32 protein-coding genes are annotated in these 21,772 nt (G+C 73.0%); 17 read left to right on the top strand and 15 right to left on the bottom strand.

The features are described 5' to 3' along the window. Positions 1-9: 9 nt before the first annotated feature. On the top strand, positions 10-453 hold the full coding sequence (locus HNR19_RS03515; protein ID WP_343047029.1) for an HNH endonuclease: 444 nt from the start codon (positions 10-12) through the stop codon (positions 451-453). A 116-nt stretch (positions 454-569) separates the two neighbouring features. Continuing rightward, positions 570-986, top strand: coding sequence for an NUDIX domain-containing protein (locus HNR19_RS03510; RefSeq protein WP_179666644.1), 417 nt, complete (start codon positions 570-572; stop codon positions 984-986). Here the strand turns inward: HNR19_RS03510 and HNR19_RS03505 are convergent. Genes HNR19_RS03505 through HNR19_RS03490 form a run of 4 tightly spaced genes read right to left on the bottom strand, consistent with a single transcriptional unit; the run spans position 970 to position 4,109 of the window. Then, the gene (locus HNR19_RS03505; protein WP_179666643.1) at positions 970-1,554 is read right to left on the bottom strand and encodes a DNA-3-methyladenine glycosylase; all 585 of its coding nucleotides are present in this window, start codon (positions 1,552-1,554) and stop codon (positions 970-972) included. The genes HNR19_RS03510 and HNR19_RS03505 overlap by 17 nt on opposite strands. Before the next feature lie 22 nt (positions 1,555-1,576). Next, the gene (locus tag HNR19_RS03500; RefSeq protein ID WP_179666642.1) at positions 1,577-2,125 is read right to left on the bottom strand and encodes a hemerythrin domain-containing protein; all 549 of its coding nucleotides are present in this window, start codon (positions 2,123-2,125) and stop codon (positions 1,577-1,579) included. 42 nt (positions 2,126-2,167) lie between these two features. Continuing rightward, entirely contained in the window at positions 2,168-3,553 is a 1,386-nt protein-coding gene (locus HNR19_RS03495) for a GntP family permease (protein WP_179666641.1), read from the bottom strand. Between the two features lie 22 nt (positions 3,554-3,575). Beyond that, a complete protein-coding gene (locus HNR19_RS03490) occupies positions 3,576-4,109 on the bottom strand; it encodes a gluconokinase (RefSeq protein WP_246303472.1) in 534 nt (177 codons plus the stop codon). 125 nt (positions 4,110-4,234) lie between these two features. Between HNR19_RS03490 and HNR19_RS03485 the strand changes: the two genes are divergently transcribed. The 3 genes from HNR19_RS03485 to HNR19_RS03475 are packed head-to-tail and all read left to right on the top strand — an operon-like array spanning position 4,235 to position 6,896. Then, positions 4,235-4,933: a FadR/GntR family transcriptional regulator gene (locus HNR19_RS03485; RefSeq protein WP_179666640.1), complete on the top strand. Its 699-nt coding sequence runs from the start codon at positions 4,235-4,237 to the stop codon at positions 4,931-4,933. Further along, the gene (locus HNR19_RS03480) at positions 4,930-6,219 is read left to right on the top strand and encodes an MFS transporter (RefSeq protein WP_343047027.1); all 1,290 of its coding nucleotides are present in this window, start codon (positions 4,930-4,932) and stop codon (positions 6,217-6,219) included. Before HNR19_RS03485 ends, HNR19_RS03480 begins: the two co-directional genes overlap by 4 nt. Positions 6,220-6,278: 59 nt before the next feature. Next, positions 6,279-6,896 carry a hypothetical protein gene (locus HNR19_RS03475; protein ID WP_179666639.1) on the top strand — a complete coding sequence of 206 codons (618 nt, stop codon included), beginning with the start codon at positions 6,279-6,281 and terminating at the stop codon, positions 6,894-6,896. 13 nt (positions 6,897-6,909) lie between these two features. Here HNR19_RS03475 and HNR19_RS03470 read toward each other — a convergent pair whose 3' ends face one another. Next, a complete protein-coding gene (locus tag HNR19_RS03470; protein WP_179666638.1) occupies positions 6,910-7,662 on the bottom strand; it encodes a hypothetical protein in 753 nt (250 codons plus the stop codon). Positions 7,663-7,923: 261 nt separating this feature from the next. Between HNR19_RS03470 and HNR19_RS03465 the strand changes: the two genes are divergently transcribed. Further along, positions 7,924-8,304, top strand: a complete 381-nt coding sequence (locus HNR19_RS03465; protein ID WP_179666637.1) for a YciI family protein — start codon at positions 7,924-7,926, stop codon at positions 8,302-8,304. Between the two features lie 53 nt (positions 8,305-8,357). Next, complete coding sequence (locus HNR19_RS03460; protein WP_179666636.1) at positions 8,358-8,798, top strand: hypothetical protein; 441 nt, start codon at positions 8,358-8,360, stop codon at positions 8,796-8,798. Between the two features lie 52 nt (positions 8,799-8,850). Here the strand turns inward: HNR19_RS03460 and HNR19_RS03455 are convergent, their stop codons facing one another. Further along, positions 8,851-9,252, bottom strand: coding sequence for a PLDc N-terminal domain-containing protein (locus tag HNR19_RS03455; RefSeq protein WP_179666635.1), 402 nt, complete (start codon positions 9,250-9,252; stop codon positions 8,851-8,853). A gap of 100 nt (positions 9,253-9,352) precedes the next feature. Here HNR19_RS03455 and HNR19_RS03450 point away from each other — a divergent pair, with 100 nt between their 5' ends. From HNR19_RS03450 to HNR19_RS03435, 4 genes are all read left to right on the top strand, one after another. Then, a complete protein-coding gene (locus HNR19_RS03450) occupies positions 9,353-9,727 on the top strand; it encodes a VOC family protein (RefSeq protein ID WP_246303471.1) in 375 nt (124 codons plus the stop codon). Between the two features lie 65 nt (positions 9,728-9,792). Continuing rightward, positions 9,793-10,317: a class I SAM-dependent methyltransferase gene (locus HNR19_RS03445; RefSeq protein ID WP_218910136.1), complete on the top strand. Its 525-nt coding sequence runs from the start codon at positions 9,793-9,795 to the stop codon at positions 10,315-10,317. A 14-nt stretch (positions 10,318-10,331) separates the two neighbouring features. Further along, positions 10,332-11,180: an alpha/beta hydrolase gene (locus HNR19_RS03440; RefSeq protein WP_179666633.1), complete on the top strand. Its 849-nt coding sequence runs from the start codon at positions 10,332-10,334 to the stop codon at positions 11,178-11,180. Positions 11,181-11,203: 23 nt separating this feature from the next. Continuing rightward, positions 11,204-11,668 (top strand): SRPBCC family protein, encoded by a 465-nt coding sequence (locus tag HNR19_RS03435; RefSeq protein WP_179666632.1) that lies wholly within the window; start codon positions 11,204-11,206, stop codon positions 11,666-11,668. A gap of 8 nt (positions 11,669-11,676) precedes the next feature. Here the strand turns inward: HNR19_RS03435 and HNR19_RS03430 are convergent, their stop codons facing one another. Further along, positions 11,677-12,432 carry a class I SAM-dependent methyltransferase gene (locus tag HNR19_RS03430; protein WP_179666631.1) on the bottom strand — a complete coding sequence of 252 codons (756 nt, stop codon included), beginning with the start codon at positions 12,430-12,432 and terminating at the stop codon, positions 11,677-11,679. Positions 12,433-12,497: 65 nt separating this feature from the next. Here HNR19_RS03430 and HNR19_RS03425 point away from each other — a divergent pair, with 65 nt between their 5' ends. Beyond that, the gene (locus HNR19_RS03425) at positions 12,498-13,529 is read left to right on the top strand and encodes a hypothetical protein (RefSeq protein ID WP_179666630.1); all 1,032 of its coding nucleotides are present in this window, start codon (positions 12,498-12,500) and stop codon (positions 13,527-13,529) included. Positions 13,530-13,581: 52 nt separating this feature from the next. Here HNR19_RS03425 and HNR19_RS03420 read toward each other — a convergent pair whose 3' ends face one another. From HNR19_RS03420 to HNR19_RS03405, 4 genes are all read right to left on the bottom strand, one after another. Beyond that, positions 13,582-14,367: a thrombospondin type 3 repeat-containing protein gene (locus tag HNR19_RS03420; protein WP_179666629.1), complete on the bottom strand. Its 786-nt coding sequence runs from the start codon at positions 14,365-14,367 to the stop codon at positions 13,582-13,584. A 115-nt stretch (positions 14,368-14,482) separates the two neighbouring features. Next, on the bottom strand, positions 14,483-15,421 hold the full coding sequence (locus HNR19_RS03415) for an NAD(P)-dependent oxidoreductase (protein ID WP_179666628.1): 939 nt from the start codon (positions 15,419-15,421) through the stop codon (positions 14,483-14,485). A 1-nt stretch (position 15,422) separates the two neighbouring features. Continuing rightward, positions 15,423-16,079 (bottom strand): phosphodiesterase, encoded by a 657-nt coding sequence (locus HNR19_RS03410; protein ID WP_179666627.1) that lies wholly within the window; start codon positions 16,077-16,079, stop codon positions 15,423-15,425. 39 nt (positions 16,080-16,118) lie between these two features. Next, positions 16,119-16,301, bottom strand: a complete 183-nt coding sequence (locus HNR19_RS03405) for a DUF1918 domain-containing protein (protein ID WP_179666626.1) — start codon at positions 16,299-16,301, stop codon at positions 16,119-16,121. 97 nt (positions 16,302-16,398) lie between these two features. Here HNR19_RS03405 and HNR19_RS03400 point away from each other — a divergent pair, with 97 nt between their 5' ends. Continuing rightward, entirely contained in the window at positions 16,399-16,791 is a 393-nt protein-coding gene (locus HNR19_RS03400; RefSeq protein ID WP_343047026.1) for a DUF2237 family protein, read from the top strand. Between the two features lie 10 nt (positions 16,792-16,801). Next, complete coding sequence (locus HNR19_RS03395; protein WP_179666624.1) at positions 16,802-17,068, top strand: DUF4031 domain-containing protein; 267 nt, start codon at positions 16,802-16,804, stop codon at positions 17,066-17,068. A gap of 9 nt (positions 17,069-17,077) precedes the next feature. Here HNR19_RS03395 and HNR19_RS03390 read toward each other — a convergent pair whose 3' ends face one another. Next, positions 17,078-17,521: a TIGR03667 family PPOX class F420-dependent oxidoreductase gene (locus tag HNR19_RS03390; protein ID WP_179666623.1), complete on the bottom strand. Its 444-nt coding sequence runs from the start codon at positions 17,519-17,521 to the stop codon at positions 17,078-17,080. Between the two features lie 128 nt (positions 17,522-17,649). Here HNR19_RS03390 and HNR19_RS23095 point away from each other — a divergent pair, with 128 nt between their 5' ends. The 3 genes from HNR19_RS23095 to HNR19_RS03380 are packed head-to-tail and all read left to right on the top strand — an operon-like array spanning position 17,650 to position 18,896. Beyond that, complete coding sequence (locus tag HNR19_RS23095; protein WP_281366457.1) at positions 17,650-17,775, top strand: hypothetical protein; 126 nt, start codon at positions 17,650-17,652, stop codon at positions 17,773-17,775. After that, positions 17,772-18,026: a hypothetical protein gene (locus HNR19_RS03385; RefSeq protein WP_179666622.1), complete on the top strand. Its 255-nt coding sequence runs from the start codon at positions 17,772-17,774 to the stop codon at positions 18,024-18,026. Before HNR19_RS23095 ends, HNR19_RS03385 begins: the two co-directional genes overlap by 4 nt. 39 nt (positions 18,027-18,065) lie before the next feature. Further along, positions 18,066-18,896 carry a tryptophan 2,3-dioxygenase family protein gene (locus HNR19_RS03380; protein WP_179666620.1) on the top strand — a complete coding sequence of 277 codons (831 nt, stop codon included), beginning with the start codon at positions 18,066-18,068 and terminating at the stop codon, positions 18,894-18,896. A 15-nt stretch (positions 18,897-18,911) separates the two neighbouring features. Here HNR19_RS03380 and HNR19_RS03375 read toward each other — a convergent pair whose 3' ends face one another. The 3 genes from HNR19_RS03375 to HNR19_RS03365 all read right to left on the bottom strand — a co-directional run bounded on the left by HNR19_RS03375 (position 18,912) and on the right by HNR19_RS03365 (position 21,763). After that, a complete protein-coding gene (locus tag HNR19_RS03375; RefSeq protein ID WP_179666618.1) occupies positions 18,912-19,610 on the bottom strand; it encodes a hypothetical protein in 699 nt (232 codons plus the stop codon). A gap of 165 nt (positions 19,611-19,775) precedes the next feature. Continuing rightward, complete coding sequence (locus tag HNR19_RS03370) at positions 19,776-21,179, bottom strand: LamG-like jellyroll fold domain-containing protein (protein ID WP_179666616.1); 1,404 nt, start codon at positions 21,177-21,179, stop codon at positions 19,776-19,778. Then, complete coding sequence (locus HNR19_RS03365) at positions 21,158-21,763, bottom strand: hypothetical protein (protein ID WP_179666614.1); 606 nt, start codon at positions 21,761-21,763, stop codon at positions 21,158-21,160. Before HNR19_RS03365 ends, HNR19_RS03370 begins: the two co-directional genes overlap by 22 nt. Positions 21,764-21,772: the final 9 nt, after the last annotated feature.

The raw sequence follows: 21,772 nt of genomic DNA, 5'->3' as shown, positions 1-21,772 counted from the left end.
GTGTCAGCGGTGACCCACGTGATCCTGCTGAACGCCTCCTACGAGGCGCTCGGCACGGTGACGTTCCAGCACGCGGTGCGGATGCTGTTCCGCCAGGTCGCCACGGTCGAGGAGGCCCACGGCGACCGGATGATCGGACCGCACCCGTGGCCGCGCGTGATCCGGCTGGTGCGGTACGTCGCCGCCAAGTGGATGTACCGCACCGCCGGCTACACGCGGCGCGGCGTACTGGTCCGCGACCGGCACCGGTGCGCCTACTGCGGCGGCCGCGCGACGACCGTCGACCACGTCCTCCCCGCCTCCCGGGGCGGTGGCTGGACGTGGGAGAACACGGTCGCCGCGTGCTCCCGCTGCAACAGCCGCAAGGCCGACCGCACGCCGGTGGAGGCCGGCATGCGGCTGCGGTCCGCGCCGTACGCGCCGACGCGGGCGCAGCTGGCGGCGCTGATGTGAGGGTCTCGATATGTTCGGGCGCCAGGGCGCCCGAACTACTCGACGAGCCTGGGATCAGGTTGGTCGAGTAGCCGGTTCGCGCTAGCGAGCCGGCGTATCGAGACCCAACTGGAAGGATGGGCCGGGTGCAGACGGTCGTGGGCGGGCTCATCATCGACCAGAGCACGGTGCTCGCCGCCCGACGGCGCGCCGGGGCGCTCGCCGGCCTGTGGGAGTTCCCCGGCGGCAAGGTCGAGCCCGGGGAGACGCCGGAGGACGCCCTCCGCAGGGAGCTGCACGAGGAGCTCGCGCTCGAGGTCGAGGTGGGCGCCGAGCTGTCGGCGCCGGGCGGAGCGTGGCCGATCTCGGAGGCCTACGAGCTCCGCCTGTTCCTCGCCCGGATCGTCACCGGCACACCCGGGCCGGGGCCCGACCACGACGCGGTGCGGTGGCTGGCGGCCGACCAACTGGCGGACGTCGAGTGGCTGCCGTCGGACACCCAGGCACTGCCCGCCGTCCGCCGGCTGATCGGTGGTCCTAGTCGACCAACCTGATGGCCGGGGCCCGCGGGCTCCGCCGGTATGCCGACACGCTCGGCTCACCGGCGAGCCAGAACCGCCACGCGACGTCGGCGGCCTTCGACACCCCGACCCGCGGGCCGGCCACGATCTCACCGGGGTCGGCCACGGCCGGGCCGAGGCGGACGCCCTCGCCGTCCTCGGCCAGCAGTTCGGTGCCGAGGTCGTCGAGCGTGATGCCGAGCGCCTGCGCGAGGTTGCCGGGGCCGGAGGCCAGCCGGTGGTCGGGCACCGGCCCGCGCCGGGCCCGCGCCAGGTCGACGCCCTCGACGACCTCCCCCGCCCGCACCAGCACCGCCGCGCCCTGCTCGGTCGGGCCGGTGACGACGTTGGCGCAGAAGTGGATGCCGTAGGAGCGGTAGACGTAGAGCCGCCAGGCCGGGCCGTACATGATCTCCGAGCGCGGGGTGCGCGTGAACGCGTGCGACGCCGGGTCGGCGCTGCCGCCGTACGCCTCCACCTCGGTGATGCGTACGGCGACGCCGTGACCCGTCAGCGTGCGCCCGAGCAGGCCACGCGCCTCCGTCTCCACGTCCTCCGTCATGGCGAAACCGTAGAGACCCCCTCTAGTCGTCGGAGAGCAGGCCTTCCCGGTCGGCCTCGGCCACGATGCGTCGCACGTTGTCGACGCTCCCGCAGCCCCGGTCGATCAGCTCGTTGCGGCGCGCGGCCCACTTCGCCCCCAGATCGGCGCGGACCCGCTCGCCCACGCTCTCGCGCGCCGGGCTGATGATGGTGATCTCCTCCTCGGCGATGTGATGGGCGATCAGGTTGCTGAGCTTCTCGACCGCGTCGTCGAACGCCTGGGTGTCGGTGCCCTTGAGCTCGAGCACGTGGAGCAGTGCCTGGTTGCCCTCGGCGTGCTCCTCGTGCCCGTGCTCGACCTCGTCCTGACCGATCTCGGTCGCCTTCTTCCGCAGCACCGGATAGACGAGCTCCTCCTCGGCCTCACCGTGGGCGATCAGGGCGTCCGCGAACGCACGGCGTACGGCGTCGCGGTCCTGCGTGGTGTCGCGCAGCTGCGCCAGGAGCCGCTCGAAGCGCCGGTGGTCGTCACTGATGAGGTCGAGGACGTCGCCCTCCGTGGGGCGTCCGAGATCGATCGGGTCGGGCATGACCCGCCAGTACCCGGCGGGTCGCGCCCCAACCCCGAGCGGTCAGATGAACAGGTCGAGCGCCATCACGAAGACCAGGCCGGACACGGACAGCAGCGTCTCCATCGCCGACCAGGTCTTGAGGGTCTGGCCGACGGTCATCCCGAAGTACTCCTTCACGAGCCAGAAGCCGGCGTCGTTGACGTGGGAGAAGAACACCGAGCCGGCGCCGATCGCGAGCACCATCAGCGACACCTCGCCGTTGGAGAGCGACGCGGTCAACGGGGCCAGCAGACCCGAGGCGGTGACGGTGGCGACGGTCGCGGAGCCCGTCGCCAGGCGGATGAGCACGGCGACGAACCAGGCGAGCACGAGCACCGAGATGTCGCTGTCGGCGACCCACTCGGCGACCAGGGTGCCGATGCCGGTGTCGACGAGGGACTGCTTGAAGCCGCCGCCGGCGGACACGATGAGCAGGATGCCCGCGACGCCGGGGAGCGAGGACTCCAGCGACTTCATCACGCCCTGGTTGCCCATCTTCGCGCCGCCGCCGAGCGTGAACATCGCGACCACGACGGCGATCAGCAGGGCGATGAGCGGCGTACCGAGCACGTCGAGGGTACGGCGCAGCGGGTCGGTCTCGTCGTCGATGAAGATGTCGGCGAGCGCTTTGCCCATCATCAGCACGACCGGCAGCAGCACCGAGGCGAGGGTGACGGCGAAGGAGGGGCGGTGCTCCATCGTGTCGGCGTCGCGGGCCTCGAACCGGTCGGGCACGGCGACCTCGACGTAGCGGCCGACCCGGCCGAAGACCGGCCCGGCGAGCACGATCGTCGGGATCGCGACGGCGACGCCGAGCGCGAGGGTCAGGCCGAGGTCGGCACTCAGGTAGTCGATCGCGGTCAGCGGGCCCGGGTGCGGCGGCACCAGGCCGTGCATCGCCGAGAGCCCGGCCAGGGCGGGGATGCCGATCGTCACCAGCGACTGACCCGACCGGCGGGCCACGAGGTAGATGACCGGCATCAGCAGCACCAGGCCGATCTCGAAGAACATCGGCAGTCCGATGATCGCGCCGACCAGCGCCATCGCCCACGGCAGGGCGCGCGGCGAGGCCAGGCCGACGATCGTGTCGACGATCTCGTCGGCACCGCCGCTGTCGGCGAGCAGCTTGCCGAACATCGCACCGAGCGCGATCAGGATGCCGACGCCGGCGGCGGTCGACCCGAAGCCCGCGGTGAAGCTCGCCAGCGCGGCCTCGACGTCGACCCCGGCGACCACGCCGACGGTGATCGCGCCGGCGGTCAGCGCGAGGAACGGGTGCAGCTTCGCCGCGATGATCAGCGCGACGATGACGCCGATGCCGATCAGGGCAGCGGCGACGAGCCGGCCGTCGGAGGCGACGGGCTCGACCAGGTCGGTGCCTGCAGCCAGGACGTTGAGCGATGACATGGGTTTCCTTCCCGAGAGAGGATCAGCGCGCCGAGCCGGCGCGGTCGACGTACTCCTGGACGACGGCGTCGACCGACTGGTCGACGTCGATGACGAGGCCCGGCTCGTCGGGCCCGAGCGGCTCCAGCGTCGCGAACTGCGACGCGAGCAGAGCCGGCGGCATGAAGTGGCCGGGTCGGCTGGCCTGGCGGCGCGCGATGACCTCGCGCGAGCCGTCGAGGTGGACGAACCGGGCACGCGGGGCGTGGCCGACGAGCTGGGTGCGGTACTTGCGCTTCAGCGCCGAGCAGCTGATCACGCCGCCCCGCTCGTCGTGCTCGGCGAGCCACTCGCCGATCGCCTCGAGCCACGGGAAGCGGTCGTCGTCGTCGAGCGCCTCGCCGGCGGTCATCTTCGCGATGTTGGCCGGCGGGTGGAAGTCGTCGGCGTCGGCGAAGGGCACGCCGAGGCGCTGCGCGAGCGCCGCACCGATCGTGGACTTGCCCGAGCCGGAGACGCCCATGACCACGAGCAAGGGGGCCGGGGCGGTGCCGCTGCCGTCGACGCTCTGCGTCATCGTTGCTCCTGTCCGATCGCGGCACCCGGTTGTGCCGGCCGTCACAGTCTGTGCTCAATAATCTGATTATTGCAACCCCATGATCGGTATTAGTCTGATTTTTGTCCGCCGAGCGAGGAGGTCCGATGGCACGCAGGGCACTGCACGACGACGTCCTCGACGCGCTCGGCCGCCGCATCGTCGAGGGCACCCTCGCGCCCGGCGCGGTCCTCACGCTCGACGGCGTCGACACGACGTACGACGTCAGCCGGTCGGTGTCGCGGGAGGCGGTGCGCGTGCTCGAGGCGCTGGGGATGGTGGCGTCCCGACGCCGGGTCGGGGTGACCGTCCTCCCCCGCCGCTCGTGGAACGTCTTCGACCCGCGCGTGATCCGGTGGCGGCTCGACTCCGCCGACCGCGTCGAGCAGCTGCGCACCCTCGGCGAGCTGCGCGGCGGCTTCGAGCCGGTGGCCGCGGGGTTCGCGGCGGAGCGCGCGACGCCGGACCAGGCGGCGCGGCTGACCACGCTCGCGAGCGACATGGTGGCGCACGGCCGCGCCGGTGACCTGGAGGCGTTCCTCGAGGCCGACATCGCGTTCCACGCCACGCTGCTCGAGGCGTCCGGCAACGAGATGATCGCCGCGCTCGGCGGCCTCGTCGCCGAGGTGCTCGCCGGCCGCACCCACCACGACCTGATGCCCGACCACCCGAAGCAGGAGGCCGTCGACCTCCATGTGCGGGTCGCGGCCGCCGTACGCGCGGGAGACCCGGGAGCCGCCCGTACGGCGATGCAGGCGATCATCGACGAGGCGACCGAGGCCGTGACCGAGGCGGGCGACGCGTGACCGCACCGCCGACCACTCCGCGTCGCGCCTGGCTGGTGTGGGGCGTCGCCCTGGCCGTCTACGTGCTCGCGGTCTTCCACCGCTCGAGCCTCGCCGTCGCCGGCCTCGCCGCGACCGAGCGGTTCGACCTGTCGGCGAGCCAGCTCGGCACGTTCGCCGTGCTCCAGCTGCTGGTCTACGCCGGCCTCCAGATCCCGGTCGGGCTGCTGATCGACCGGTTCGGGCCGCGGGCGGTGATGACGACCGGGATCGTGACGTTCAGCATCGGCCAGACGGCCTTCGCGCTCGCGTCGAGCTATCCCGAGGCGCTGCTCGCCCGGGTCCTCGTCGGCACCGGTGACGCGATGACGTTCATCTGCGTGCTGCGGCTGGTGAACAGCTGGTTCGCGCCGCGCACGATCCCGCTGGTGACCCAGCTGACCGGCAGCTCCGGCCAGGTCGGCGCGATCATCGCCGCGGTGCCGATGACCTGGGCGCTCGGCGAGCTCGGCTGGACCACCGCCTACCTGGTCGCCGCGGGCGCCGGGCCGGTGCTGCTGGCGGCCCTGCTGCTGGTCGTGCACGACACCCCGCAGCACCGCCACCTGCCGGGGCAGCCGATGTCGCGGCAGGCCCTGGTGGCGAGCCTGCGTGCCTCCTGGTCGCAGCCCGGCACCCGGCTCGGCTTCTGGATCCACTTCTCGACGCCGTTCAGCGCGCACGTGCTCGCGCTGCTGTGGGGCTTCCCGTTCCTCGTCGTCAGCGAGGGGCTGTCGGACACCGCGGCGGGCACCCTGCTCAGCCTGATCGTCGTCGCGACCGTGGCGTCGGGCCCGGTGCTCGGCTGGGTCGTCGGCAACCACCCGTGGCACCGCTCGAGCGTCGCTCTCGGCACGGTCGCCGCTACCGCCGCGACCTGGACCGTCGTCCTGGCCTGGCCCGGCCACGCCCCGCTCTGGCTGCTGGTGCTGCTCGTCGTCGTCTGCGGCTGCGCCGGCCCGACCTCGATGATCGGCTTCGACGTGGGCCGCACGAGCAACCCCCCGGAGCGGATGGCGAGCGCCAGCGGCATCATCAACCAGGGCGGGTTCGTGGCCGCGCTGGTCGCGGTGGCCGCGATCGGCGTGGTGCTCGACCTGATGACGGCGGGCGCGGCGACGTACACCCCGGACGCCTTCCGCGCGGCGATGAGCGTGCAGTACCTGCTCTGGGCGTTCGGCGCCCTCCAGATCTGGCGCTACCGGCAGCGGGTACGGCGCCTGCTGGGCCGCGAGGTCGTCGAGGGCGGCTCGACGATGATCGGCTGACGATCTTGTCGTCGGCCGTTTACCCACCCGGCCGCGTCTCGCAGTAACGTCCGACCTTGATGGACACCGAGACCGGCCCTGCTTCCGCGGACAACCTCGTCGCAGCCGTCATCGACCTCCGGGCGGAGGGCTACGACGTAGCGCGGCCCCAGCCCGGCGTGCTGCTGGTCGAGGGCGAGTTCAAGAACCCGGAGCGGGTGGCGCTCCAGGCCGCCGGCCGGGCCGCGGACACCTCGCTCGGCGTGTGGGCGATCAGCGCCGACAACGACTGGACGCTCGTCGCGTGGAACCGTCCCGACCTGGTGACGATCACCCAGCGCGGCGCGGGCCCTCAGCGCTGGCGCCACCGCCGCCTCCCGGACCGCTGGAACCCCGACGCGCAGCAGATCCTCCAGGGCGGCCCGACCGTCCACGAGATCAGCTCGACGCCGAAATTCCGCGCTACCGAGGCCGCACGCGCCGTGCTCGAGGGGATCGGCATCGACGACCCGGTGCCGCCGGGCTGGGAGCCGCCGCCGCCGGCGCCCGAGCCCGCCGCGGTGCCGGCGCGCAAGCCGGCGCGGCCGCGCGCGGCGCCGAAGCCGAAGGCGCCCGCGAAGCCCGAGCCGGTCGCGAAGATCTGCCCGACCTGCTTCATGGCGCTGCCGGCGACGGGGATCTGCGACAACTGCGGCTGAGCGCCCGCAGCTCCTAGTCCGGCGTCTGTCGCCGGATGAGTTCGCCGTCCGCATCGAGCTCGACGCGGACGAGTCCCTCCGGGCCGGTCGCACTGGCCGTGATCACCGGAGCGGACTCACCGGCCGGCACGGCGACGGTGACGATCCAGGTCGTCGCCGGCCGGGCGAGGCGGCGCGCCTCCCGCCCCGCCTGGCCGATCGCCCGCAGGTCGATGCCGTCGAGGTCGAAGGCAAGGCCGGGGTCGCCCTCCAAGGAGCCGGGCCTCAGCCGTCCTCCCCGCCAGACATAGCTGGTCATGCCAGGGCCGTCGCCCGCCACCAGCACGGTGATCGCGTCCTCGGCCACGGTCAGGTGGGAGACCGTGGTGGAGCCCAGCTGTCGCCGCAGCAGGCGCTCGAGCCGTTCGAGGCTGCGCACGTCGAGCATCTCGGCCTGGGTGTGGACCTCCACCGCCTCCTGCGTGTGCAGGGAGTCGTCGAACACGTTCGGGATCGACAGCATGCCCAACGTCCCGACCGCCAGCGTGCCGGCGAGCAACCGGAACTTCTTCCCGGCCGAGTAGGTGTTCCAGCCACGGCCTCCCGGGAGCGGGCGCGCGGGGACCGGGTCCTCGACGTACCGCACGGGCGGCACCGGCCAGAGCGGCGGCGGGGTCGGGACCGCGCCGGTCGGGTCCGTCGGGTCCTCGCCCCGCGGCTCGGGCTCCGGGGACTCGGGCGGCTCATAGGCCCGCCACGCCCGGTCGTCCCCTGAGCCGCTGTTCACGCGCACACGGTAAGCGTTCCCCGCCCCAGGGAGGCCCGAACTCGTCCTCCGGAGCGATTTCTGCCTATTTCGCTGTGCCCCCGGCGGTAGGGCGACGTAGCCTCGGGGCGCTCCCCAACTCGACATCGGACACGCAGATGACCATCCAGCAGCGCAGCCTCGACGCGCGCCGCCCCGCGGCCCGTGCGCTGCGGCCTGCCCGGGTGAAGCTGATCCTCGAGGTCGAGTACCGCCGGGCGCAACGGGAACTGAGGTCGGACCATGCCCCGCGATCCCAACGTTCCTGACGAGTTCGAGGTCTACACGGTCGTCGTGCTGCGACGTCCCGACGACGCGCCGGACCTGTCCGAGGAGGAGCTCGACGAGCTCCAGTCGCGCCACCTCGCCTATCGCGCCGGGCTGCGCGACCAGGGCCTGCTCGTCGCCAACGGGCCGTTCCTCCGGCAGAGCGACGAGTCCTACCGCGGGATGTCGATCTTCGCGTGCGACCCGGTGCGCGCAGCAGAGCTCTCCGACGGCGACCCGTCGGTGATCGCCGGGCGCCTCGCCTACGACGTCATGGAGTGGTGGGTCGCCTCCGGCACGCTCGGGTTCCCGCAGGCCGGCGGCCCGGTCGGCGACCGACGGTCGTTGCCCGACTGACGGTCCATTTCCGGCACTACCCGCGGCGGCCGCGGCGGTGCCACCATCGCTGCATGACCGAGACCCCGCGGCAGCAGGAGTCGATCCCGATGCGGATCGTCATCAACCTGCTCGTGGCGGTCATCCTCGTGATCCCCATCGTCCTGGTGGGGGCGGGCGGCTGGCTGCTGTGGCAGCGCCAGACCGGCGAACGGGTCGAGGCGGAGGTGCTCGGGTGCGACTTCGACATCGGCTACAAGCGATCCACCCAGCACTGCACCGCGCGGTGGACCGTCGACGGTGTCGACTACACCGGCCCCATCCAGGGATCCGGCGACCAGGAGGTCGGCGAGACCGTCGAGGCGACGCTCCGGGACGGCGAGCTCTACAGCCGCTCGCTGACGCTCCCGCTGATCCTCATCGGTCTCGGCCTGCCGTTCTGCGCGTTCCCGGTGCTGTGGGTGAGGAGCAAGCTGCGCCGTACGCCGGAGACGCCGCCGACGCCCGTGGGATGAGCAGCGTCGTCCGGTGGGATCTCAGCCACCTGACGACTGATATCCCACCCGATCACGCAGGGTCGGGATCGCCGTCCTCGGCCTTCTTGCGCTCCTGGGCCTCGCGCTCGGCGCGCTGCTTCGCCTCGTAGGCCTTGCGCTGCTGCTCCGCGCGCTCACGCACCTGCCGCAGGAACTCCTCGTCCTTCTCCGGGTCGGCCGCCGCGAAGCGCCCGCGCCGCTCGTACTCCGGGAAGCTCGGCGCCGCACCCTCGCCGCGGGTCAGCGGTCGGACCTCGGTCGGCCGGCCGAGGATCAGCCACGCCAGCGACCCGATCAGCGGGAACAGCAGCACGATGAAGATCCACACGGTCTTGCCGAGGTGGCGGGCCTCTCCGTCGCGGGAGGTGATGACGTCCACGAGGCAGTAGATCCAGAGGACCAGGATGACGAGGCCGGGCAGGAAGCGGATCACGCAGGCATTGTGACCTGCGCGAGCGGCTCCCGTGGCCCATTCGGTACGACGCCGCCAGCACCGGTGGACACGGCCGCCGAGCGGGCGCACGATGGGACCGATGCCTATCTCCGTGCGCTACCTGGTCGACGACGTCGAGGAGGCCGTCCGGTTCTACACCGACGACCTCGGCTTCGAGCTGCGCGAGCAGCACCCCCCGGCGATCGCGATCGTGTCCAAGGACGGCCTGACGCTCTGGCTCGCCGGCCCGCCCTCCTCGGCGGCGCGGCCGATGCCCGACGGCAGCACGCCCGAGCCCGGCGGCTGGAACCGGTTCGTGCTCGAGGTCGACGACCTGGCCGCGCTCGTCGACGCGCTGCGCGACAACGGGGTGCCGTTCCGCAACGAGATCGTCGAGGGCCCCGGCGGGCAGCAGATCCTCGTCGAGGACCCGTCGGGCAACGTGATCGAGCTCTTCGAGCGGGCGGCGCGCTGAGGACCGACGACGGCGCGCGGTGGACGCCGTACAACGACGCCCAGGCGACCCGGCCGGCGCGCGCGTTGTGCACCCAGCTGCTCGAGCTGGCAGGGCACGGCCGCGGGCGCAAGGCGCTCGACCTCGGCGCCGGAGCGGGCGTCGAGACGCGCGCCCTGGCGGCGCACGGCTGGCGCGTCCTCGCTGTCGACCTCGATCCCCGGCTCCCGGGGCGGATCGCCGACCTGGTGCGCGGCGGGCGGGTCGCTGCGGTCGTCGGCGACCTGCGCGACGTCAGCCTCCCGTCCGCTGAGCTGGTGCACAGCAGCCTGGTTCTGTCGTTCACCGGGCCCGCTGACTTCCCCGCCGTGTGGGCGCGGATCCGCGGCTGCCTGCTTCCCGGCGGCCGGCTGGGTGTCGACTTCTTCGGCCCGCGGGACGGCTGGGCCGACGTACCGTCGCTGACGATCCTCGACCGGCCGCAGGTCGAGGAGCTGGTCGCCGGCATGGACGACGTCCGGGTCGACGAGGAGGAGTGGGATGGGCCGTCGTACGGCGGTGACGCGAAGCACTGGCATGTGATCCAGGTGCTGGCCCGGCAGCCCGGCTGACCGATGATGGAGCGATGGGCACGCTGGCAGCGCACCGCCGTCGCCTGCTGCGCGCGCTCGCCGTGCTCGTCGCACTCGGAGGGTTGGTGCTCGGTGTGCTCTGGTTGCTCCAGCGCCAGCTGATCTACTTCCCGGACACCGCGCCCGTCCCGCCGGCCGCTTCGGTCCTCGAGGGCGGCCGGGACATCACCCTGCACACCGAGGACGGGCTCGACCTCGACGCCTGGTTCGCGCCGCCCCGACCCGCCGCTGGCGAGGACGACCGCGACCTGGCGGTGCTCGTGGCGCCCGGCAACGGCGGCAACCGCCTCAGCCGGGCGGGCTTCGCGGAGGAGCTCACCCGCCGCGGTTTCTCCGTGCTGCTGCTGGACTACCGCGGCTACGGCGGCAACCCGGGCAGCCCGACCGAGGAGGGACTGCTGCACGACGCGCTGGCAGCGACCGACGCACTCGACGGTCTCGGCTTTCCGCCCGAACGCACCATCTACTTCGGCGAGTCCCTCGGCACCGGTGTCGTCGCCGCACTGCAGGACCAGCGTCCGCCGGCCGGCGTGGTGCTCCGGTCGCCCTTCCCCGAGCTCGCGGCGGTCGGTTCCCACCATTACCCCTGGCTGCCGGTGCGCCTGCTCCTGCGCGACAGGTTCCCGGTGGTCGAGCACCTCGCCACGAGCGACGTGCCCGTCACCGTCGTGTACGGGGACCGCGACTCGATCGTGCCCACCGGGCTGAGCGCCGAGGTGGCCGACGAGGCGCCCGCGCTGGTCGAGCGCGTGGTCATCGAGGGTGCCGACCACAACGACCCGGTGATGTTCGGGCCGCGGGTGGCCGACGCGGTTGCGCGACTGGCGGACCGGGTCGGCTGAGGCGCGCCGCTAGGGTGCGAGGCATGCAGGGATCCGTGACCGTCCACATGGCCGCTCCGCCGAAGGTCGTCTGGGACCTCGTCAGCGACGTCACCCGCATCGGCGAGTTCAGCCCCGAGACGTTCGAGGCCGAGTGGGTCGACGGCGCGACCGGGCCCGCGCTGGGCGCGCACTTCCGCGGCCACGTGAAGCGCAACGGCGTCGGCCCGGTCTACTGGACGAGCTGCAAGGTGACCTCGTGCGAGCCGGAGCGCGACTTCGGGTTCTCGGTCTACGCCGCGGGTGCGCGCGTGAACAACTGGCGCTACCAGCTCGAGCCGACCGACGACGGCGGCACCGACGTCACCGAGTCGTTCCGGCTCGAGCCGCGCGGCGTGCTGCGGCTCTACTGGGCGGTCATGGGCAAGCTGCGCGGTCGCACCAACGAGCGCGGCATGCGCGAGACGCTCGAGCGGATCAAGGCGGTCGCGGAGGCAGACGCGCGCTGAGCCCCGGCTCAGGCGAGGCCGACGGCGTACCAGGCCGTCGCCGTCAGGCTGAAGGCGCCGTCGGGCAGCTCGGCCCGCGCGTAGGCCTCGGCGCCGGCCCGCTCCTCCGGCGTCATCGTCGCCATCGCGTCCGCGATCGGCCCGGCGCCTCCGCTGACCGAGGCCCAGAAGTCGCCGAAGTCGTCGTACGGCGCCGCGACCGTCATCTCGCCGTCGGCCACGACGTCCATGCCCGCCTGCTCGATGAGCTCGCGGAGCTCGCCCTTCTCGGTGCCCACCAAGGGCGGGTGCGGGTCGGCGTCCGGCCGCACCGAGGTGATCGCCCGCGACGCGAGGTCGAGCATCTGGTGACGCGGCACGTGCCAGAAGCAGATCGCCACCAGGCTGCCGGGCCGGGTCACCCGGCGCATCTCGGCGACGCCACGTGCCGGGTCGCGCATGAACCCGACGACGAGGCACGAGAGCGCGGCGTCGAACGCGTGGTCGTCCCACGGCAGCGCCTCGCCGCCGCCCTCCCGGACGTCCGCGCCCGGCACCCGCTCACGGCAGGCGGCGACGAACGGGGCGCTCGGATCGATGGCGGCAACGCGCTCCCCTCCGACGCGCGCGGCGAGCTCGACCGTCAGGCCGCCGGGACCGCAGCCGACGTCGACGACCCGCATCCCACGCTCCACGTGCGCCGCGTCGGCCATGAGCGGCGCGAGGCCGGCGGTGTAGCGGCCCATGAACCTGTCGTAGCGATCGCCGGGAACGTCGAAGCCCATCGCCCCACGGTGGCACCGAACCGCGGCGGCGTCACCGTTCCTGCAAGCACCGATAACGTCGCGCCATGGCTTCCCGCACCACCGGCGACCCGTCCCTCGCCCAGCAGCTGCTCAACCTCCAGGTCCGCCACCACCTCGAGCAGCTCGACGAGGAGCACCTGGCGGCCACGGTGTCCGGCCTCGCCGACGACCTGCTCGCGGCGTCGGGCAGCCGGCCGATCGCCGACCTCGTCGACCCGGAGGCGGTCAAGCCGATCGTGCGCCGAGCCCTCGCGACCGGCCCCGGCAGCGCCGCGGTCGGCAGCATCGTCGAGCTCGCGGTCGACGTACTCCTGGCCGGGCCGCCCGAGCCTTATCCGCTCGGTGACCTCGTCGACCGCGAGCGGGTCGAGACGTTGGTCGACGAGCTGCTGGCGCTGCACCCGCTCGTCGAGCGGTCGCTGGGACGGTTGAGCAAGAGCCCGCTCGTCGGCACCGTCGCGTCCCGGTTCATGGGCCGGGTGGTCGGCGAGGTGCTCCAGGCCAACAAGGCGGTCGCCGACAAGGTGCCGGGGCTCGGCACGCTGATGTCGTTCGGCACCAGCGCCGCGTCGCGGGTCGTCGGCGCGGCGGACAAGCAGTTCGAGGGCCTGATCGGCGACACGGTCGGCAAGGGCGGCGCGTTCGCCGTACGGCGGCTCAACGCGATCCTGATCGAGACGCTGAAGGACCCGACCACCCGTGAGGCGGTGCTCCAGGTGTGGGACCTCGCGTCGGCGGAGCAGGTCCGCGGGCTGGGCGACCGCACCAGCCGGGAGGAGCTGTCCGGCGTGGTCGACGCGGTCCACTCCCTGGTGGTCGACGTCGCCGCCACCGAGCACGCGGCCCGTCTCGCCAACGCGCTGGTGGACGCGTTCTTCGACCACTTCGGCGGCTACACGCCGGAGGAGCTGCTCGACGAGCTCGACATCGATCGCGACGAGGTGGTGGCCGACCTGGTGCGGATCGCGCCGGGCGTCGTCGCGGCGCTCCGCGAGAGCGGCGACCTCGAGCGGGTCATCCGGGATCGGCTCGCGCCGTTCTACGACTCGGCCGAGGTGCGGGCGCTCCTCGGCTGATGACGAAGGGCCCGGCCACCTGCGGTGACCGGCCCTCCCTGGTGCTTGTCGCTCAGACGACGTCGTCGAACGGGTTGAGCGGGTCGGTGCCGTCGGCGACCTCGTCGCCGTCGCTCGCGCCGCCGCCGTCGGTGTCGGCGAGCGTCGCGTCGGTGCCGAGCGCCTCCTCCTCGTCGTCGCTGAGGCCGTCGAGGTCGGTGTCGGTCTCGGTGGGCTCCTCGGGCTCCTCCGGGGTCTCGAGCGCCTCGAGGGCGGCCTCGGCGTCGGCCAGGTGGGCGAACACGGAGGCGAGGTCGGACTTCGCCGAGCGGGCGGTGATCAGCACGGCCTCGGCGACCGCGGCGTCGAGCGCGGCGTCCACGTCGACCGAGCCACCGAGGTCGTCGGCGTCGGCGTCGATCTCGGCCGCCTTTCGCAGCGCGTTGGTCACGATGCGGTAGTTCTCCGGTCGGACACCGCGCAGGTCGTCGCGCAGCGCCTTGAAGTCGAAGCCGGGCGTGGCGGCCCGCACGGTGGTGAGCGTCTCCGCGAGCGCGGCGCGGTCGGCGGCGGCGTTGTCGAGGACGGCCGACTTCACGTCGACGTCGTTGACCGGGACCAGCCGGCCGACCCGCGACTCGACGACGGCCTTGGCGACCTGGGCGTCGAGACGAGCGACCTGCTTGAGCGCGTGGCGCTGGTCGTTCGCGAACTTCCGGTCACCCTTCGGGGGCTTGGCGACCGAGTGGTCGGGCTTGCCGCCGCCGTGGTCCGGGCGGGCGGTGGCGGCGGGCGCGCTGATGCCGAGGGCGACGGCAGCGGCGAGCGCGGCCGCTGCGGCCCGAGTGGTGTTCTTCATGCCGAGGCTTCCTTCGATTGACCGGAGACGACGCCTGGTGGTCGTCAGGAAGATCTGTTCGGCCGCCGCGTCTCCGACCTGAGGAGGACGGACGGGCGATGTCGGCCGGCCGGCGTCAGGCCGTGCTGCGCGACCCTGGCTCGACCACCACGTTGCGCGGCTGCTGCCCCGCTCGCAGCGCGGCGATCTGCTCCCTCACCAGCCGCACCACGCGTGGCAGCATCGCGCTGGTGTGGCCACCGACGTGGGGGGTGAGCAGCACGTCGTCGAGCCGCCACAGCGGATGGTCGGACGGCAGCGGCTCGGGGTCCACGACGTCGAGGGCCGCACGCACCCGTCCTTCGCGGACGGCCGTCACCAGGTCGTCGGTCCGTACGACGGCGCCGCGCGCGACGTTGACGAGCAGCGCACCGCGGCGCATCCGGTCGAGGAACCCCGCGTCGACCATCCCGCGGGTGCCCTCGGTCAGCGGCACTGCCAGCACGACGATGTCGGCGGTCGGCAGCAGGTCGTCGAGCTCGTCGATCCCGTGGATCGTGCCGTCCTGATCGGCCCGCGCGGTGCTCGCGACCCGGACGAGGTCGACCTCGAACGGGCGCAGCCGGTCGACGATCGCGCGGCCCACGCCGCCCTGGCCCACCACGAGCACCTTCGAGTCGGCGAGCGCCCGGTTGCGCTCGTGGGACCACTCGCCGCGGTCCTGGGCGCGCACGTAGGCCGGGATCTGCCGCTGGCTCGCGATGATCAGCCCGACCGCGAGCTCGGCGGTCGACGCCTCGTGGATGCCGGCGCCGTTGGCGAACCGCACGTGCGGCGGCAGCGCGTCGAGCACGCCGTCGTAGCCGATCGACTGGCTCTGCGCGAGCTGCACCCGCACGCCGTCCAAGCGGCCGAGCACCGACGGCCCCGACATGTAGGGCACGACCACGAGGTCGATGGCCTCGCGAGGAGCCGGCGACCCGAAGTCCCAGAGCAGGAGGTCGATCCCGGCGGTGTCCGCGAGCGCGGACCTCAGCTCCTCGGTGGGCACACTGACGACGAGATCGCGATCCACGTCAGACAGTGTCCCCCGGCTCTCCACGGTGCGTGCGCGCGGTGGCGTAGGAGCGCTCGCGGAGCCGCTCGACCCAGCCGTACTGCTCGAGCCCCGGCGGTCGGTTGACCACGGGGTCGAACGACACCGCGGCGGGCACCTCGAGCGGCTCCCCCACGACCAGCCGTCCGAACGGCCGCCAGGCCTTGCCGACCGGTGCCCAGCTCAGGTCGTAGCCGTCGTCGGTGCCCCGCGCGCCGAGCACGACCGGCCCGGCGTCGGTCCGGTAGGGCAGCAGGGTGGTCAGCGGCCGCGCGGGCGACCACCGGGGCACGAGCACGTGCCGGGTCACCGGGTCCCAGCCGGTGCTCGCGAACAGCAGGTCGGCGTCACCCCACTGCCCCTTGATGCGCAGCGCGAGGCCGTGGAAGTCGGGCAGCGCGTCGGGCAGGCCGATCGCGCGGGAGACGCGGACGACCACGTCGTCCTCGGCAGGCTCGTCGAGCCACGTGACGCCCGACGGCGTCGCCTGCCCGGGCCGCAGGAGGCGACCGGCGTACAGCTGGCCCTCGGGGTGGAGCGGCTTGGCGGCGGCGCGCACGTGAGAAAGGCCGGCGGTGGCAGCGGCGAGGGCGCGGCCGCCCGCCTCGGCGACTGCGGCGGTCAGGGAGCTCGGCATCACGGGTCGGTACCCGCTCGGCCGGCGGCGAGCCGGTCGCTACCGCGGCACGACGTGCGCGTCGGGCCCGGGGAAGACCAGGCCCTCGTGGCCGTCGGTCCAGCGGACGACGTACGGCGGGGCGCCGTCGCTCCCCCGCACCTCGACGACCTCACCCTCGCGGCGCGGGTCGCCCACCTTGTGGCCCTCGACCAGGAGCCGGTCTCCGATGTTGGCGTGCATCTGGCCTCCTCAGCGCTCACCTCCACCGTGCTCCTCCGCACGCGGTCAGGCAAGGGGTGGCCGCGTCGTCGTGCGGATTTCTGGCAGGCTCGTCCCCGTGAGCGAACGCAACGTCCTCGGCGGTGAGCTCGAGCCCTGCGGCACCGACCCGATGACCGGCTACTACCGCGACGGCACCTGCACCTGCGGCCCGGCCGACGTCGGCCGGCACGCGGTCTGCGCGGTGATGACCGAGGAGTTCCTCGCCCACCAGAAGGCCGTCGGCAACGACCTGTCGACGCCGCGCCCCGAGTGGGACTTCCCCGGCCTCAGCCCCGGCGACCGGTGGTGCGTGGTCGCCGCCCGCTGGCTCCAGGCGTTCGCGGACGGCGTCGCCGCGCCGGTGGTGCTCGCCTCCACCAACGAGGCCGCGCTCGACCTGATCCCGCTCGAGGTGCTGGAGGGGCACTCGGTCGACGTGCCTGACGACCCCGGCGGGCTCACCACGTGACGGCGCGCCGATGACGATCCTCGTCGACCCGCCGCTGGTCCCCTCCCGCGGGCGGATGTGGTCGCACCTCGCGTCCGACACGTCGTACGACGAGCTGCACGCGTTCGCCGCGGACCTCGGCGTGCCGGCGCGGGCCTTCGAGCGCGACCACTACGACATCCCCGAGGAGCTGTACGACGCCGCGGTCGCCCTGGGCGCGACGCCGGTGTCGAGCCGCGAGCTGGTGGCGCGGCTGGTCGAGGCCGGACTACGCCGGCGAAAGCCGCGCCCGGCCTGATCTTAGCTGCTAGGCGAGGACCCGCGCCGGCGTGATCACGATCGGCACCGAGAACATCGCGGCGAACTCGGCTGCGGAGCCGAAGAGCGCGCCGATCCGCTCGGCGTACTTCGCGAGGTAGTCGGGGTTCTGGTCGGCCGGCGGCACGTCCTCGTCGAGCGAGGCCACGCCCTCGACCCGGATCGGGTCGCGGCCGATGTCGGTGACGTCGAGCGCGAGCGCGACCCTCGGGTTGGCGCGCAGGTTGCGGAGCTTGGCCTTGCCGGCGCGGGTGTAGGTCAGCACGGTGCCGTCGGCACGCCAGAGGAACCAGACCGGCACGGTGTGCGGCTGGCCGTCGGGGTCGACCGTCGCCAGCCACGAGATGAGGTTGTGCTGGAGCCTGCCCTCGACGTGGGCGCGGCGCTCGGGCGTGAGGTCGGCGGCGGTGTCGAGTCCGGGGGTCTGTGACATGGGCGCGACCCTATGGCCGCGGTCCGACAGCGCTCCGCCGGACTCGCGCGAACCTTTCTGGCCGGATCGGCATCGGACGTATCAGCAGGGCGGATCACCGCTCCGCACACCAGGAAGGAGTGACCCCGATGTCCGTGCCCCGCGCCGCCGTACCGCTCATCGCGGTGCTGCCTGCCTACCTCACCGGCGTTGCCGTCGGGACTGCCATCGGCCGCGCCCACAACTCCGGCCGACGCCTCCAGGCGCGGTCATGAGCACCCACGCGCTGGCGCTCGCCCGCCGCGTGACCGGCGAGGTCCGCCGGGTCGGACGACACTTCCTGTCCGCCGACCTCGTCGGCCGGCTCGCCGAGACCCGGGACTGGCACGTCGTCCAGGACCCCTACCTCGACGCGTTCCTGTCCTGCGCCCTCGACCGGCACGACGGTCGCTTCTGGAACCGCACCTACCTCTTCCTGCCGCTGCTCGAGGTGATCATGGCCGAGCACGACCTCGAGCCGGCGTAGGTCGCCCAGCTGCTCGCCGCCGACGTCGTCCGGCACGAGGTGGGCGCGGCGCAGCGCCGTACCGAGATCTCGCCGCTCGGCCGTCCCGACCCGCGCACGCTGCGCACCCGGGTGCGGCACGCCCTGCGGTTCATGGCGCCCGGCGTGGACCTCGCCGCGCCGACGAAGACCCACCTGCCGACCCCGGCGCCACAGATCCGCGACTGGCTGGAGCTGACCGTGCAGCCGGTGTCGACCGTGCACGACGAGCACTTCTTCATCCGCGCGCTCCAGGCGCACGAGATGGCCTTCACCGCGATGAACCGCGACCTGCGCGACGCGATCGCGGCGATCCGCGCGCGGGACCTCGACCTGGCCGCGAGCCTATTGGACGAGGTCGTCGCGTTCATGGACCGCAACGCGTCGCTGTTCCGGATGGTCGCCACCATGCGGCCTGAGGCGTTCCACGCGTTCCGCCAGTTCACCGACGGCGCCAGCGCCATCCAGTCCGAGCAGTACAAGCGCTTCGAGGGCCTTTGCGGTACGCCGCCCGCGGCGCGTCTCGCGTCGCCGGCCTTCGCCAGCGTGCCCGCCGTGCGCGCGGAGATCCTCGCCGGGCAGGACACGCTGACCGACGCCTACCGCGAGGCCGTTGGTCGCGGACGGCGGCCGAGGCAGCTCGCTGCGATCGCCGACCTGATCCAGTCGCTCGAGGCGAGCCACCGGCGCTGGAAGACCACCCACGTCACCCTGGCCTCGCGGATGCTCGGCGACGCCCGCGGCTCCGGCCACACGTCCGGCGTCGACTACCTGCGGACCTGGGTCGACCACCGGCTGTTCTGGCAGCTGCCCGAGCTCGCCGGCGTCGACGGCGCGCGCCGGTCGGCGTGAGCGGGCCGCTTCGCGTCAGCCGCCGCGCCGTACCCGGATGGTCACCGGGTCGGACTTCGACGGCCGGACGCCCTGGAGGTCGTGGGCGAACGCGCGGAGGTCGAAGCTGTTGCGCTTGAGCCAGACCAGTTCCCAGACAACCGCGCCGTTGTCGTTGACGAAGTAGGAGTTGTCCATGTTGCGCCACGGCCCGTCGCCCCGCCGTTGCAGCCGGATGTAGCCCCAGTCGGCGGGACCCCACTTCCCACCCGGGCGCTCCTGGATCGTCCGCGCCCGGACCGTCACGCGCTCGCGGGGGTGCGGCGTCGGGTCGGAGACCGTGATCCGGGTGCGGCTCCGGGAGATGCGCATGTGGAAGCTCTTCGAGGCCGGCGCGAACGAGTGGATGTCATCGGCGCTGTCGACCCAGTAGCCGTCGATGCGGATCTGGTAGTCGCCCGCCGGGTGCGCGTTGAGGCAGAAGGTCCAGCGCGTCGTCGCGGTGCCCGACGACGTGCCCGTCCGAGTCAGCACGCCCCGGTCCTCGCCGTCGGTGTCGTAGAGGCGCACGTTGACCACCCACTCCTTGGCGCTGGACGGCACCGAGACCGCGACCCTGGCGGGGTGCTCGGCGCAGTTGCGGAAGAGGATCCCGTCGGCCACCTTGATCGTCGCGCTCGCCGCGTGGGCGGGCGCCGGCACGCCGAGGGCGACCGCCACCCCGCTGAGTCCCATGGCCGCGACCGCCAGCCACCGACGGATTCTTCCCGTTGTCCTCATTCGCTCCACTCCCCTGTGCTCGGGCGCTCGCCCCATGCGCGCGCCGCGGCGGTCCACCCGCCACGTGGAGTATCCACGCGCTGGCGAGGCGTTCGGTTGCCCGGTGGCCGGAGACCGCGCTCAGCGCGCGGCGTAGTGGGCAGCGACGCGGGCGCCGCTGAGCGGGCTGAGGTAGACGGCGGCGTTGTCCACGTGCCCGTCGAACCCCGCGGCGACCGAGGTGCCCGGGCCCGACAGGGTCCCGGCGCCGATCCGCCACCAGCCGGTGTAGTAGCTGGTGCGGGAGGTGGAGTCGCTGGCGACAGGAGCGCCGTCGACGTACACCGTGGAGACCTGGTGCGAGCCCTGGTTGTTCGCCACCAGGACCGCGTGGTGCCAGCGCCCGTCGTTGTAGGACCGAGCGCTCTGGATGGTCTTGACGGTGGGGGCGTCCCACGCGCCGTAGACGAGACGCCCACTCGGTGTCATCGCGAGCTGGCGGTCGTTGGTGCCGGAGCGGGCGTCGCGGCTGCTCTCGAAGCCCATCAGCGGGCCACCCCGGGTCGTGGTCGTCCGGAACCAGACCTCCAGCGTGAACGTGTCGGGCGCACCGATCGCAGGAGTGTCGGAGACGACGCGGCCGGCCGTCCCGAGGTGGACGGAGTAGCCGTGGTTGTTGGGGAGGCCACCTGGTGTGCGGTGGGCCCCGATGCTCGTGAACCGGCCGGTGCGGCCGTTGCCGCTGCTGTCCGCGGCCCAGGTGCCCTGCTCCTCGTCGAGCAGGTGCAGGAGGTAGGGGCGGTCCGCGAGCACGGCGCTGACGTAGGGCTGGCGGAAGTGGCCGACGGTCCAGGAGTTGGAGCCGGTGCTCGTCGTGCCGGTGAACGTGGCGACTGCTGCCGTCGCGGCCAGGACAAGGGTCAGGCTGACGCCGATCGCGGCGGCGACGGCGAGCGGCCGGCGTCGCTTGTGGCGGCGACGCGGGCGGCTGGGGTCGCTCGCCAGCACGAATGCGGCGATGGTGAGCGACAGCCACAGCGCGAAGGCGAGGAGCTCACCGTTCTGGAGCCACGCCAGCGGCAGCCCGGCGTACGGCGCCAGCAGCACCCCGCGTGCCTCGAACGCGTCGCGCGGCACGGGGGTGGTGTCCGGCAGCGGATTGGCGTCGCCGGCGGTGGTGTAGGTGCCGTCGTCGAGGTCGGCGATGACCCGGTGGACCAGGAGCTGTCCGTCGTCGGCCGCCGGGTTCTCGAAGACCATGACCCGGCCGATGTCGGGCGGCGTGTCCTCGGGCAGCGGCTGCGCCACCACGATGTCGCCCACGGCGATGCTGGGCTCCATCGATCCGGTGCGGACGGCGTACGACGACCACCCGAGCACCAGCGGAGCGAGGGCGACAGCCACGAGCACCAGGAGCGACGCCCGATAGGCCCTGCTCGCGACGAGCAGGGCCAGCCGGGGCCACGACAGCGTCGCGGCCGTGGCGTCGGCCATCACGGTCCGGGTCGGCGTACGGCGGGGGGTCAGCTGGCCTGGAGCTCCCACTGCATGTCGATGCCCGCGCGGTCGCCCTGGAGGTCGTCGACCTGCGCCTGGGTCAGGCCGGTGGTGTCGAACTCCCAGGTGAGCTCGTAGGTGCGGGTCGACGTGCCGGCCGGGACGCTCCAACCCCCTATGGCGTTGGCGTAGGAGTTCGCGCCCGCGAACATCGTGAGCGGGACGTCGCTCACGACCGTCGAGTGGACGGCGAATCCGGCGCAGGAGTCGAAGTCGCCGCCCTGGCCCTCGCGGATCGTGACGAGGATGTGGTCGGCAAGCACCTTCGAGGAGAAGCTCGGGTTCACCGCGTAGCCCTTCACGGTGCCGGGCACCGAGGCGTTCGCCGTGATGGTGATGCACTTGGTGTCGGTGTCGCCCGGCAGCATGTTCTCGACCTGGAAGCGCGAGGCGCCCTTGTCGTCGTCGGTGAGCGCGACCGAGCCGGTCGACCACTCGTTGCCGGAGTTGCGGGTCTGGCCGGTGAAGGCGGCGTACGACGCCTGCCAGACGAGGGCGCCGGCGGCGACGACGGCGACCGGGGTGGCGCACGCGGCGGCGATCTTGGCGGTGCGCTTCGACGGAACGTTCACGGATGTCTC

Source organism: Nocardioides thalensis (assembly GCF_013410655.1).
In the GTDB taxonomy this organism is placed as follows: domain Bacteria; phylum Actinomycetota; class Actinomycetes; order Propionibacteriales; family Nocardioidaceae; genus Nocardioides; species Nocardioides thalensis.
The sequence above is the reverse complement of the archived record's forward strand: the minus strand, read 5'-3'. Positions and strand labels throughout refer to the sequence as shown.

Coding starts and splice junctions, on each gene's coding strand:
- HNR19_RS03465 (WP_179666637.1), top strand. CDS start 7,924: ATGCCCCGCGATCCCAACGTTCCTGACGAGTTCGAGGTCTACACGGTC.
- HNR19_RS03485 (WP_179666640.1), top strand. CDS start 4,235: ATGGCACGCAGGGCACTGCACGACGACGTCCTCGACGCGCTCGGCCGC.
- HNR19_RS03385 (WP_179666622.1), top strand. CDS start 17,772: ATGAGCACCCACGCGCTGGCGCTCGCCCGCCGCGTGACCGGCGAGGTC.
- HNR19_RS03405 (WP_179666626.1), bottom strand. CDS start 16,301: ATGCACGCCAACATCGGAGACCGGCTCCTGGTCGAGGGCCACAAGGTG.
- HNR19_RS03500 (WP_179666642.1), bottom strand. CDS start 2,125: ATGCCCGACCCGATCGATCTCGGACGCCCCACGGAGGGCGACGTCCTC.
- HNR19_RS03495 (WP_179666641.1), bottom strand. CDS start 3,553: ATGTCATCGCTCAACGTCCTGGCTGCAGGCACCGACCTGGTCGAGCCC.
- HNR19_RS03440 (WP_179666633.1), top strand. CDS start 10,332: ATGGGCACGCTGGCAGCGCACCGCCGTCGCCTGCTGCGCGCGCTCGCC.
- HNR19_RS03475 (WP_179666639.1), top strand. CDS start 6,279: ATGGACACCGAGACCGGCCCTGCTTCCGCGGACAACCTCGTCGCAGCC.
- HNR19_RS03460 (WP_179666636.1), top strand. CDS start 8,358: ATGACCGAGACCCCGCGGCAGCAGGAGTCGATCCCGATGCGGATCGTC.
- HNR19_RS03510 (WP_179666644.1), top strand. CDS start 570: ATGGGCCGGGTGCAGACGGTCGTGGGCGGGCTCATCATCGACCAGAGC.
- HNR19_RS03375 (WP_179666618.1), bottom strand. CDS start 19,610: ATGGGACTCAGCGGGGTGGCGGTCGCCCTCGGCGTGCCGGCGCCCGCC.
- HNR19_RS23095 (WP_281366457.1), top strand. CDS start 17,650: ATGTCCGTGCCCCGCGCCGCCGTACCGCTCATCGCGGTGCTGCCTGCC.
- HNR19_RS03430 (WP_179666631.1), bottom strand. CDS start 12,432: ATGGGCTTCGACGTTCCCGGCGATCGCTACGACAGGTTCATGGGCCGC.
- HNR19_RS03425 (WP_179666630.1), top strand. CDS start 12,498: ATGGCTTCCCGCACCACCGGCGACCCGTCCCTCGCCCAGCAGCTGCTC.
- HNR19_RS03410 (WP_179666627.1), bottom strand. CDS start 16,079: ATGCCGAGCTCCCTGACCGCCGCAGTCGCCGAGGCGGGCGGCCGCGCC.
- HNR19_RS03450 (WP_246303471.1), top strand. CDS start 9,353: ATGCCTATCTCCGTGCGCTACCTGGTCGACGACGTCGAGGAGGCCGTC.
- HNR19_RS03435 (WP_179666632.1), top strand. CDS start 11,204: ATGCAGGGATCCGTGACCGTCCACATGGCCGCTCCGCCGAAGGTCGTC.
- HNR19_RS03390 (WP_179666623.1), bottom strand. CDS start 17,521: ATGTCACAGACCCCCGGACTCGACACCGCCGCCGACCTCACGCCCGAG.
- HNR19_RS03420 (WP_179666629.1), bottom strand. CDS start 14,367: ATGAAGAACACCACTCGGGCCGCAGCGGCCGCGCTCGCCGCTGCCGTC.
- HNR19_RS03490 (WP_246303472.1), bottom strand. CDS start 4,109: ATGACGCAGAGCGTCGACGGCAGCGGCACCGCCCCGGCCCCCTTGCTC.
- HNR19_RS03505 (WP_179666643.1), bottom strand. CDS start 1,554: ATGACGGAGGACGTGGAGACGGAGGCGCGTGGCCTGCTCGGGCGCACG.
- HNR19_RS03395 (WP_179666624.1), top strand. CDS start 16,802: ATGACGATCCTCGTCGACCCGCCGCTGGTCCCCTCCCGCGGGCGGATG.